Below are 12,989 nucleotides of genomic sequence, written 5' to 3'. Positions count from 1 at the left end.
CAACATGTTTTAGTTGCATATAGGTAGAGCAGCAGGTGCCACTGAAGCAGCAACTGGTTTAAAGCATACCAGAGAAAATTATAAAAAGTGCCAATAATATATCTGATCAGCCTTTTTTTAGATAAAATGGAATGATTAAATAAACCGCCCCCTATAAAGTAGAACTTACCCCCCCTTGAATCTGGTGCTAGTTTAGCAATTTTGAGAACGAATGTTAGTGAGTTAAGCAGTCAGTGCTCAAATTAACTGGTAAGATAATTTATTCTTTCAGCCACTTAAAGAATGCTTAATATTTGATCTGTTTAACCGAAGCTAAGAAAACCTGGGAAGGTAGAAACAGCATTCTCTATCTCAGCCCAGTATATTAGCTATTTATATAAGAAACTGCTGAAAACGGGAATTAGCATATTCAAAATGACTTCAAAATTAACCCCAAAATACTTAGATATGAAACACTATTTATTCAAAAAGATGAGATACATACTCGCTTTTCCGCTCTTCATTCTTTCTTTGACAGCGGCATTTGCCCAAAGTATTTCGGTACAGGGTAAAGTTACAGATGAAAGCGGAACCGGTCTGCCCGGCGTTACAGTGCTACTTAAGGGAAGCTCTGTAGCTGCACCTACTGATGCTGAAGGTAATTATGCCATTACTGTTACAGCTCCGAATGACGTACTCGTGTTCTCATTTATAGGATTTCTGACGCAGGAAATACCTTTAAACAACAGAACTACAGTTAATGTGCAGCTTAGTTCAGATGCCAAAGCCCTTGACGAAGTAGTGGTGGTAGGTTATGGAACACAGCGAAAAGCAACTGTAACGGGTTCCATTTCTGAGGTAGGAGGTGAAGCTATAAACAGAAGCCCTCAACCCAATGTTTCGAATGCCATTGCGGGGCGGGTTTCGGGTGTTATTATAAACAACCGGGGCGGTGAGCCTGGCTACGATGGTGCCGAAGTACGCGTAAGAGGTTTGGCTACCACCGGAAATAATGATGTGTTGATAGTAGTAGATGGTGTTCCAGGTCAGATTGGCGGTTTAGACAGGCTAGACCCTAATGACATAGAAAGCATAACGGTCTTAAAAGATGCTTCTGCTGCTGTATATGGTAACCGTGCCGCTAATGGTGTTATTTTAGTAACAACCAAGCGTGGAACTACAGGCAAGCCAACAGTTTCCTATAACTATAACCAAGGATTTTCGTCGCCAACGCGTTTACCAGAGTTTGCTGATGCAGCTACGTATGCTACCATACTAAACGAAATCGATTATTATAATAACACTGCAGGCGGCCTTAACCAACGCTACACCGCAGAAGAGCTTGAGCTTTTCAGAAACGGATCTGATCCTTTAAACTACCCCAATACAAACTGGCTGAAAGAAGTTCTGAACCCTGTTGCACTTCAAAACAGACAAAGCCTCTCAGTTAACGGCGGAACTGAAAATGTAAGGTACTATGCCTCTTTAGGTACGCTGTACCAGGATGGATTATATAAAAATGGAGCAACTGAATATAGGCAATATAATTTCAGGACCAATCTGGATGCAGATATTACAGACCGGTTTAATGTGGGTGTTTCACTTTCGGGCAGGCAGGAAGACAGGCAGTTTCCACAGTATGGGGCTGGAGGAATATTTTGGAATACGTATCGGGCTTATCCTTTTATTCCTGCCAGGTACCCTAACGGGCTGCCCTCAGCAGGTGTAGAAGGTGGTATTAATCCGATTATGATCGGCACAGATGCGGCTGGTCTTAATAACAACCAGAGACTTATCTTTAACGGGATATTAAAGGCACGTTATGATCTGGCTTTCGTGGAGGGATTATCGGTAGATGGTTTTTACTCGGTAGATAAGGGGCAGAACTTCTCCAAATCGTTTACACAGCCGTACCTGGTGTACAGCTATGAAGGTGGTGATACTTACAGACCTGTTACGGTAGGTGAACCAAATGCTTCTTTATTCCAGGCACAGGAGAATACCACCCTGGTAACTTCTAATATTAAGCTTAACCTTAACCGCCAGTTTGGTGACCATGGTATTGGTGCTTTTATAGGATATGAGCAGAGTGAAAACCGGTTAGAGCATTTTGAGGCAAGCAGAAGAAACTTCCCTACACCGCTGACTCCCGAATTATCGCAGGGTGGAACCGGCGAAAACGACAGGAACAACGCAGGCTGGAGCTGGGTATTTACCAGAAGAAGTTACCTGGGCAGAGTAAACTATAACTACAAAGAAAAGTACCTGGCCGAAATTCAGATGCGTGTAGACGGGTCTGCTAATTTTCCGAGAAACAGCAGATACGGTTATTTTCCGGGTATTTCTGTGGGCTGGCGTCTTTCAGAAGAGGCCTGGTTTAGAAACAGCGTTCCGTTTTTTGATGACTTAAAACTGCGCGCTTCTTATGGCAGGCTTGGAAACGATAACGTTGGTTCGAATCAGTTTATAAATAACTATGCCTTCGATAACAGATATGTTATTGGGGGAGTAGTTCATCCGGGCATTAACCTGATCAAACTTGCCAATCCGAATATTACCTGGGAAGTAGCCCAAAAAACTGATATCGGGTTGAATGGTAATTTCCTCAAAGATTTTTCTTTTGAGTTTATCTACTTCCAGCAGAAAAGAAAAGATATTCTGGCTAACAGAAATGCCTCTGTACCTAATGTTACCGGTATAGTTAACCCATATGGCTCAGATCCGCTGGTGCCTTCAGAGAACATTGGTCAGGTCGATAACAACGGTATTGAAGCAACACTTGGGTACAGTAAATCATCCGGTGACTTCAAGTACAACATATCGGGTAACATAACTTATGCTACAAACAAAATTGTGTTTAGAGACGAGGCTCCTGAGGTCTTAGATTACCAAAGAGAGACAGGCAGACCAATGAATAGCTACCTGCTATACAAAACGATCGGTATTTTCAGGACGCAGGAAGATTTAGATAACTACCCACATCCATCAGGAACCAAGCTGGGCGATTTAATTTATGAAGATCATAACCGTGATGGACAAATTACGGCAGATGATATGGTGAGAACAGAGCTGGGCAACATCCCGCAGATTGTTTATGGCGTTAACCTGGGCGCAGAATACAAGAACTTCGATATTTCAGTTCTGTTTCAGGGGCAGGGCAGAGTAAGGCAATATGTGCTGCCAGACGTAGGAATAAGCGGTAATTACTTTAACTCATGGGCTGAAAACAGGTGGAGCCCTGCTAATCCTGGAGGTTCTTATCCTCGTGTAGATACAAGATCAGGATCATCTGTTAGCGGAGGTCTTTTTCCGAGCGACTTCTGGTTATACAACACTGCATTTGTAAGATTAAAGAACGTAGAACTCGGATATAACCTCCCCACTCAATTGATGTCTAAAATTAAACTTCAGAACCTGAGAATTTATGCAAATGCCTTTAACCTGCTCACCTTCAGTAAAGTGAAGGATTTCGATCCGGAGACCAATTCTGGTAACGCGCAGTTCTACCCACAACAGAGAATCGTGAACCTGGGGGTAAATGTTAGGTTTTAATATTTAAACAGCAAATTATGAAGTCTACTATATTTTTAGCCCTGGCCATTGGCCTGGCAACCACTTTTACATCGTGTAAAGAGGATTTTCTGGACGTAACACCAACAGATCGCTTATCTGATGATGCCATTGTAGGCGACTCTGTATTGTTCGAAGCATTTGTGATTAACAGGTACTTAGGAGCCAGGCAGATTGATAAGGAGGGAGATGGAGCTCCTCCTGGCTTTGGCAGAGGTTGGGAATATGCCCTATGGGGTTCCCTGACAGACGAATCGATTTATAGAAGCGACGATAATACCTGGCTGATTCAACGTGGCCAGTTATCGCCTGAAAATACAGGTATTGCCGGAGCCCTGTGGGGAAGAAGCTACCGCAGTATCAGAGAAGTAAACTATGCACTGGCTCACATCGAAGAGGTGCAGATGAGCCAGGCGCACAAGAACCTGCTAACCGCAGAGCTAAGGTTTATCAGGGCCTTCCGTTACCACGACCTCATCCGCAACTACGGACGTGTAGTTTTACTGGGTGATAGAGTAGCAGAACTGGGAGACGATTTCAGTGACCCGGCAATATTTAAGCGTTCCAGTATTCAGGAGGGTTTAGAATATGCTGTAAGTGAGCTGAACCTGGCCGCAGAGGTACTTCCTATGAACCATAGCTCAAACTGGGGAAAAGGCAGAGCAACCAAAGGAGCTGCCTTAGCATTAAAATCGCGGTTGCTGCTCTATGCTGCCAGCCCACTGTATAAAGAAAACGGTACTACTGTTACCTGGCAGCAGTCTGCCGAAGCAGCAAAGGCTGTCATGGACTTAAATCAGTACAGCATAAGCTCAGATTATGCCAGCATGTTCATTGACGAAGAAGGTAATAACAGCGAGATAATTTTTGCCCGCTATTATAACCTAAACTCACGGCATACGGCACTCGAAATAGCCAATGGCCCTAACGGGTATGATGCCTGGGGCGGAAACACGCCGCTGCAAAACCTGGTCGATGCCTATGAGATGGCTAACGGAAGAGCTATTAACGATCCGGCTTCCGGTTACAATACACAGGCTCCGTACACGAACAGAGATCCTCGTTTTTATGCAACTATTCTGTATAACGGAGCGCAGTACAGAGGCAGAGCAGTCGAAACCTTCAGACCAGGCGGAAGAGACAGCCAGGATGGACCTTCCAGCTGGAATACCTCTCAGACAGGCTATTATTTGCGCAAGTTCATGGATGATGAGAACCCGATTCAAAACCCCTGGAATGTGGCCGGCCGGCAGCCCTGGATTTATTTCCGTTACGCAGAAATTCTGCTGAACTATGCAGAAGCACAAAATGAGGCCACAGGACCAGACGCATCGGTGTACGCAGCAGTTAATCAGGTTCGCCAGCGGGCAGGAGTAAACATGCCACCATTGCCACAGGGGCTTTCTCAGGAACAGATGCGGAAGCGTATTCAGAACGAGCGTCAGGTAGAATTAGCTTTTGAAGAGCATCGCTTCTACGATGTGCGCCGTTGGTTAATAGCTGAAGAGACAGAGAATGTTCCTGCTTATGGTGTAGCAGTAACGAAACAGGGCCAGAACTTTATATATGATCGTAAGATTGCCTTAGAAGGTCGAAGATTCGAAAAGAAGCATTATTGGCTACCTGTTCCAAGAGCAGAAATACAAGCTTCAGCAAATAAACTGGAACAAAATCCAGGCTACTAAATTTTTTTCAACAAGGTGCCACTAATGACGGCACCTTGTTATTTTATTTTAATAGTGAGCATCTTAACTTCCTTGAAGTGGCAATTTGCAGCACCCTGAAAACAGAGCATAGGTCTTGTTTGAGCTATTGCTGCAACAGAAGAGTAGAAATGCTGAATACCGGGAAGTAGCCTCTCAGTCTGAATCAGAAAAATAGTTAGAATATTTAAAATGAAGAAAACGATCTCCACCTGCAGAAATTTTGTGCTCCCCATGCTCCCATGCTTACTCGCCTTTCTGTTTCTCTGCGGATGTTCTGCTAATGTGCAGGACGATAGCCAGGATAAAGATTCCGCATCCGTTCAGGTAAAAGAGGTAACAGCGAATATAAACCTATCAGAAACCTACCAGACCATCGACAATTTTGCTGCCTCTGATGCCTGGGCCTGCCAGTTTGTAGGCAACTGGCCAGATGCCAAAAGAAATGGTATTGCAGATCTGCTTTTTAGTACCGATACCAGCGCAAGTGGTCAGCCTGTAGGTATCGGGCTTTCGCTATGGCGTTTTAACCTGGGGGCCGGCAGTACACAGCAGGGGGAGCAGAGCGGCATAAAAGACGAATGGCGGCGGGCAGAGTCGTTTCTGGAACAGAACGGGAGCTATAACTGGCAACGGCAGGCAGGACAAGTATGGTTTCTTAAAGCAGCGCAGGAGCGTGGAGTCGAGAATTTCCTGGCTTTCCCCAACAGTCCGCCTGTAAACCTGACAACGAATGGAAAAGCCTTTGCATCTGATGGAAAGCCCAACCTGGCATCAGAAAACTACGGTGCCTTTGCTGAATACCTGACGGATGTTGTGCAGGGGGTAGAGCAGGCACACGGCATCCGGTTTCGCTACATAAGCCCGGTTAATGAGCCGCAATGGGACTGGAGCGATGGAGGCCAGGAAGGCACACCATTCATGAACGAGCACATTGCAGGCATTGTAAGAGCGTTAAATACATCTCTTGCAAGAAAAAACCTGACTACTGCAATAGACATAGCAGAGGCCGGAAAAATTGATTACCTCTACACTCACGACGATAAGCCGAACAGAGGTAACCAGATTGATGCCTTCTTTAACAGTGGTTCACCTCATTACATTGGCAACTTATCGCATGTCGGGAAAGTAATTTCAGGGCATAGTTATTTCACGACCTCACCTTTCGATCAGGCAGTGCAGAAACGAAAACAAGTAGCTGAAAAGGTAGCAACAGTGCCTGGTTTAAAGTTCTGGCAATCGGAATACTGTATTTTAGGAGATAATGCAGGTGAGATAGAGGGAAATAAACGAGACTTGGGTATCGACCCTGCCATTTACATGGCACGCGTTATACATAACGATTTAACTGTGGCCAATGCAACAGCCTGGCAGTGGTGGCTAGCTGTTTCGCCTTATAATTATAAAGATGGATTGGTGTATGTAGACCAGCACAAGACCGACGGTAGCTACTCAGATAGCAAAATGCTTTGGGCATTAGGTAATTACAGCCGCTTTATACGGCCTGGAGCTACAAGGGTGCAAACAGAGTTGTTAAGCGGGAAAACAGCGGATAACACATTGCTTGCATCTTCTTACCTGGATGCTGCTAACCAGCAACTGGTTACGGTGGTGGTGAATGCAGGTATAACCGCTGCAAAAATGAAACTGAATGTGCATGGAGGGAATATTGGAAATATCAGATCGTATGTAACGACAGCTGATGAAAACTTAAAGCCAGGTACTCCTTTACAACCTGCCAGCGAACTAACCTTAGCTCCCCGTTCTGTTACCACGCTGGTAGCCTCTATAAAATAGGTTTGCCGACTCTTTCTCTATCGCTAAAATTAGCTTCGGAAATTCCTACTATTAAAAATTTAAAGTAACCTATAGGCTGCAACACACCTTATCAGGAATTGCTACAACTATAATACACATTTTAAAAAATCGTTTGTCGCTAATCGTGCTATGTGAATTGTATTTTTTAAGGCAATGTAATTTCTGACTCCGATACGTGGAGACGCAGTTTAAAAGAAGTGTTAACAAGTAATAAAAGCGTTTAGAATGAAAAATCGAATTTTACTTAACTTAATAGGGCTGCTTTTAATTTGCCTGCCTGGTTACGCAACAGCACAGCAGGTGCGAAAAGAAGTACTATTCAACGACGGCTGGACATTTCATAAAGGCGATGTCGCTAACGGAGAAACAGTAGATTTTGATGACAATAACTGGCGCAAGGTAGACTTACCGCACGACTGGAGCATTGAAGGTCCCTTTAGCCAGGAGTGGGCGAGTGGCACGGGTTACCTGCCTGGCGGCATTGGCTGGTACCGGAAAACCTTTGAACTCACACCTGATCAACGCTCCAAGATCCTGTTTCTGTATTTTGATGGCGTCTACAAAAACAGCGAAGTGTGGATAAACGGCCATTATTTAGGAAAACGGCCGAATGGCTATACTCCCTTTTACTATGAGCTTACCCAACATCTGAACAAGAAAGGGAAAAACACCATTTCGGTTAAAGTAGATCATACCAAGTTTGCCGATTCGAGGTGGTATCCGGGCTCCGGCATTTACCGCAATGTATATCTAATGGCGGTGGAGCCTGTACACATAAATGTTTGGGGGGTTACCTTCACTACACCTGAAGTAAGCAAAACCAATGCCTCTGCGCAGGTAGTTGTGTCGCTTACGAACAAGTCTAAAAAAGCAGCCGAAATTGAAGTAAGAACTGAACTGCGCGACAAGCAAGGAAAAACTGTAGCAGACAGCCGTCAGAAAGTGCGAGCAAAGGCAGGAAAGGAGGCAAATGCAAGTCTAACGTTTCAGGTAAAGAACCCGGAACTCTGGTCTGTTGATGCTCCTGACCTGTATGAACTGTATGTGGCCTCGTATGTAAACGGTAAGAAAACAGACGATTATGTAGAGAAAGTAGGTTTTCGGAGTTTCAGCTTCGATGCTGATAAAGGCTTTTTCCTGAACAATGAAAACATAAAGCTGAAAGGTGTTTGCTTTCATCATGATGCCGGAGCCCTGGGAGCAGCTGTGCCGGAAGAGGTGTGGGTAAGACGTTTAACCTCTCTGAAAGAGCTGGGCTGTAATGCTATCAGAATGAGCCACTACCCACACCAGGACTATATGTACAGGCTGTGCGATGAAATGGGATTTTTAGTGCAGGACGAGGCATTTGATGAATGGGAAGCAGGCAAGAATAAATGGATTGAAGGCTGGAACGTTGGCAAGCCTGGGAACGACGGTTATCACGAGCATTTTGCCGAGTGGGCAGAGCGAGATTTGCGCGACATGATTCTCCGCAACCGTAACCACGCCTCTATAATTATGTGGAGTATTGGCAATGAGATTGATTATCCAAACGACCCTTACTCGCATGAGGTGCTTAATACAGGGCGTAATCCGCAGATTTATGGCAAAGGCTACCAACCAAACAACCCGGCTGCCAGTCGGCTCGGCGAAATAGCCAAACAATTAGTGGCTGTAGCGAAGCAATATGATACAACAAGGCCAATTACGGCTGCTTTGGCCGGAGTGGTTATGTCTAACTATACCACCTATCCTGATGAACTGGACTTAGTAGGCTACAACTACCAGGAGTATCGGTATGGGGAGGACCATGCGCAATATCCTGCCCGGATAATTTATGGCAGTGAGAACGGAAAAGGGTTAGACGCCTGGCTCGCCGTAGATACACTGGAACACATTTCGGCCCAGTTTCTCTGGACAGCTTTCGATTTTATGGGAGAGGCCAGGAGCTGGCCAGTGCGCAGTAGCGGTGCCGGTTTGTTAGACCTGGCAGGCTTTCCTAAACCTGATTACTACTTCAGGCAAAGCCTCTGGTCCGATAAGCCAATGGTGTACATCGCCACCTCAAAAATGCAACAAACCGAGAATGAGCGTAACCGGCCTTTAGCACCTGTTTGGAACTGGACTGCAGGAGATAAGGTAAAAGTTAGTTGCTTTACGAATACGGAAGAAGCTGAACTGTTTCTGAATGGAATGTCTTTGGGCCGAAAACCCTATGCTGAGGCAAAAGCCCGCGTGCTGGAGTGGGAGGTAGCTTATGAGCCAGGGGAGTTACTTGTTAAAGGCTATCAGGATGGAAAAGAGGTAACCCAGCACCTGCTGAGAACAACAGGTGCACCTTATGCCATAAAAGCGACTGTAGACAAACGATTACTTAAAGCAGACAAGAAGGAAGTTGCTCATCTGGTGATTGATGTAGTTGATAACCAGAGTAACACAGTCTACAACGCAGAAAACGAAATAACGGTAACAATAGAGGGGCCTGGTAAATTAATCGGACTTGAAAGCGGCAGCCTGATAAGCCATGAAGACTATAAAGCTAATAAGCGCAAAGCATTACGGGGTAAGTTGTTGGCTTATCTGCAAGCAGAGCAAAAGAAAGGAGAAGTGAAAGTGACACTCCATTCGCCAGGTTTACAGCCGCAGACAATCGTAATACCTGTGCAGTAGCTATTGCCCTTATAGGCTGTGTCTTCATTTATCAGAATCAGAAATTGCATTGCCTTGGTTAGTAAATAGTTAAATTAAAAATTTAAAAGTAGAAATTGCGGATATTTAAATAGTAGGAGTAATCTAAACTTTGTCAAATAGATAAGAAAAGCTTGCCCAGGCCACAAGCCTTATCCTGTTAAATAACTTAGTCTAGGTGTAGTTGAAAACTAAACCTAGACTAAGTTAATAGCTGCGGGTACACTAGCTGCGAAATGCCATAAACATACTCCCACCTAAAGCAGCTATAGCCGTCACCTCTCTGTTTCCTGTACCCTGACAGGTTACTTCCATGGTACCTGCGAGGGCTAATTGCCGTACAAAACGGAATTCTGTCGGGCAACAGAACCGAGGAGTGAGGCTGATTGAAAATTGCAAAAGTTATGGAACAGGACAAGGCCATGAGCCTGCACTAGTTAAAACAATTATGCTTGTTCCTCCAGTCCCAGAGCCTGCCGGGCCATGAGCAGGTAATCGTCGGTGCCGGATTCCAGTACGAATAAACCGATAGTTACACCATAGGCTGCATGCCTCTGCCAGATATGCTCCAGCATACGGGGCCACACCTTGCCACCAGCTTTTTCGTAGGCCTGCAGGAGCCGTTTTGTAATGTCTTCGCCAAAACTTGCCAGCATGGATACAAAATCAATGGCCGGATCGCTAATCTCTGCTTCGGTCCAGTCGAGGAAGCCGTTAACAATGCCGGATTCGTTTGTGAGGATATGGGCTGCCTGCAAGTCGCCGTGTACCAGGCTGGTATGCTGCGGCCAGTAGCTGTCGTCGGAGAGCCAGTTTTGCCATTGCTGCCACAGGGAGTGCGCCACACCTATTTCCTTCTGAACAAGCAGCATCTGAGCTCTCAGGTTTTCGCGCAATTGCTCCGGCTGGTGCACCTTTACACCGGCCTGTGCGGCGGCCTGTGCATCTTGTGCATGCAAAGCAGCCAGTGCCTGTCCCAAAGATGCAATAAACTGTTCCGGCAGGTGCTCGTGATCGAGGTTCCAGATGTAGCACATGTTTTCCATGTCGATGTTGGCGACAGGTGTTCCTGCCAGTCGCGGGTAGGCGATCAGCTGCGGGTGGTATACCTGCCAGTTGGGTACGGCAACCGGCAGCTTGTCCTGCAGAAACTGCAGCACCTTGCGCTCATTTTCGGCACGCGGTAGTACATCGGGCCGGCGGGGTATGCGCAAAATCCAATGGCTGTCATTTTCATGCCGCGCCTGAACTACCTGAAAATCGAGGCCGGTTTCGTTATAAGTAAACGTATCGGGTTGCAGGGCCAGGCCGTGTTGTCGGGCAAGAGCCAAAAGTGCAGCCGGAGAAATGGGAGTGGGAGTATCTAGCTTTTCTTTCGTGTTCATAACATCTTTAAATTTGAAACTTATTTTGCCGGAATAATCGGATGCCTGCGAACTGATGCGCAGTTTCCGGTAAAGCAAAGAAGATAAAAAAACAGCCTCTGCACGCCAGGTGCCAGCTATAACCCTACTGCCTGGTATAATCAGAAATGAACTGCAACAAAGAAATGCTGAAATTCATGAAAGTGAAGGTGCTACAGATGTAAGTTACAGCCTTATACGAAAAACTGAAAACCTGGTACGGACTGTGTAGCCTTGCCTTGTTCCATCACACTTACATGTGAGCCTAGGGCTTCACCAAATTAAAAAATTATGTTGGCGTGAGCCTCCGCGCTCATGACAATTATTCCACGTCCTCCGGCCCCGCTTTGAAGCACTTTTGCAGGGGCAAATAATTCATAACAATAAATTAGAGGAGCCTAGGGCTGCTGCATAAGTGGTGCTACTTTTGTTTTTAAACACCAGCAGGAGCTTTACTACGTACAACCAACTGTAACAGGCCTGCCTGACCCTTGGCAATTTTGGATTGTAAAACCTTCCGGAGGCTGTTTTCATTAGAATAATTAGTAAATGATTCCGGAAAATCCGTAATTCTAAAAAAAAATATGAACAATTGTTTGTGTGTTTAATCGATTAAGCATACATTTAACACATGATTTTTAAAAAACCTGCTAAAATGTAAAAGCAGGAGCGGCAGAAGAAAGAAAGGCAATGCAGCAGGCAGTCTTCTTTTATAGTAAGGCAAGACCCGCATGGGTTGGCAAACAGCCCAATATATAGCAACATAAAGGCAACACCCCAAAAGCTCTTGCAGCTTTTTTTTTAATAAGTTTGTTTAAACGATTAAGCAAACTGTTTTATGGGTTTTTAAAATTCAGCATAAGTAATAACTACTCAAACTATAAAGCAATGGAGAGATCAATAGAAAACAGTTCGGTGGTATGTTTTGGCGAAGTACTCTGGGACATGCTGCCAATGGGAGCAAAGCCGGGAGGAGCTCCCATGAACGTAGCTTACCACCTTAACCAGCTGGGCCTTACCACGCATCTTGTAAGCCGGGTAGGTCACGATGAACCGGGCCGTAAACTACTCTCCATCCTGAACGGCTGGGGCTTGTCTACGGCATTGTGCCAGCTAAGCCCAGACCAGCCCACCAGCGAGGTGCACGTGGTGTTGCGCGAGCAGAACGAAGTGCACTACGATATTCTGTTTCCGGTTGCCTGGGACTATATTTCGCTTCAGCCCGAAGTAGAGCCGTTGCTCGCTCAGGCCGATGCCCTTGTTTTCGGGAGCCTCTCTACCCGCAACGAGCAGTCGCGGAAAACACTGTATGCCATGCTGGAGATGTCGCGCTACAACGTGTTCGATGTAAACCTACGGGTACCACATTACAAGCCCGACATCATCAGGCACTTGCTCTCTAAAACCAACCTTCTGAAACTAAACACAGCCGAGCTCGAAATACTGGCCGGCTGGTACCACGGCAACTGCTCAACAGAAGAAGAGCAGATTCAGGTGCTGCAGGATGCCTTCCCGATTGGTGAGATTCTTGTAACCAAAGGCAGCCGCGGAGCCTCGTATTATACCGCATTTACTAAACTCGACTGCAGCGCCTTTGGCGTTACAGTAGCTGACACTGTAGGCAGCGGAGACTCATTTCTGGCAGCTTTTCTGGCCAAAAAACTGCAGAAAGAAGCCCCTGATGTAGCCCTGGCCTATGCCGCAGCCTTAGCTGGCTTTGTAACCATGCACCACGGCGCCTGCCCCACCTACGACACCGCCACCTTAGAGGCCTTTATGTGGCGCAAATTCCAGAAAATAGTACTCTAGCCAGTCGTTCCGCAGGTTTTCTGCCACAGTAGCACTT

6 protein-coding genes are annotated in these 12,989 nt (G+C 45.9%); 5 read left to right on the top strand and 1 reads right to left on the bottom strand.

All coding sequences use genetic code 11. The features are described 5' to 3' along the window. The first annotated feature begins 471 nt into the window (after nucleotides 1–471). From FVR03_RS13290 to FVR03_RS13275, 4 genes are all read left to right on the top strand, one after another. Nucleotides 472–3,531 carry a SusC/RagA family TonB-linked outer membrane protein gene (locus FVR03_RS13290; RefSeq protein WP_255474213.1) on the top strand — a complete coding sequence of 1,020 codons (3,060 nt, stop codon included), beginning with the start codon at nucleotides 472–474 and terminating at the stop codon, nucleotides 3,529–3,531. A gap of 17 nt (nucleotides 3,532–3,548) precedes the next feature. Continuing rightward, entirely contained in the window at nucleotides 3,549–5,234 is a 1,686-nt protein-coding gene (locus FVR03_RS13285) for a RagB/SusD family nutrient uptake outer membrane protein (protein WP_147922241.1), read from the top strand. Nucleotides 5,235–5,444: 210 nt separating this feature from the next. Continuing rightward, nucleotides 5,445–7,049: a glycoside hydrolase gene (locus FVR03_RS13280; protein WP_255474212.1), complete on the top strand. Its 1,605-nt coding sequence runs from the start codon at nucleotides 5,445–5,447 to the stop codon at nucleotides 7,047–7,049. A gap of 246 nt (nucleotides 7,050–7,295) precedes the next feature. Next, nucleotides 7,296–9,722: a glycoside hydrolase family 2 TIM barrel-domain containing protein gene (locus FVR03_RS13275; protein WP_147922240.1), complete on the top strand. Its 2,427-nt coding sequence runs from the start codon at nucleotides 7,296–7,298 to the stop codon at nucleotides 9,720–9,722. Between the two features lie 464 nt (nucleotides 9,723–10,186). Here the strand turns inward: FVR03_RS13275 and FVR03_RS13270 are convergent, their stop codons facing one another. Continuing rightward, a complete protein-coding gene (locus FVR03_RS13270; RefSeq protein WP_147922239.1) occupies nucleotides 10,187–11,125 on the bottom strand; it encodes a macrolide 2'-phosphotransferase in 939 nt (312 codons plus the stop codon). Nucleotides 11,126–12,031: 906 nt separating this feature from the next. Between FVR03_RS13270 and FVR03_RS13265 the strand changes: the two genes are divergently transcribed. After that, a complete protein-coding gene (locus tag FVR03_RS13265; protein WP_147922238.1) occupies nucleotides 12,032–12,952 on the top strand; it encodes a carbohydrate kinase family protein in 921 nt (306 codons plus the stop codon). The last annotated feature ends 37 nt before the right edge of the window (nucleotides 12,953–12,989 follow it).

The organism is Pontibacter qinzhouensis (assembly GCF_008017455.1).
Taxonomy (GTDB): domain Bacteria; phylum Bacteroidota; class Bacteroidia; order Cytophagales; family Hymenobacteraceae; genus Pontibacter; species Pontibacter qinzhouensis.
This window is presented reverse-complemented; position numbering and strand designations above follow the sequence as displayed.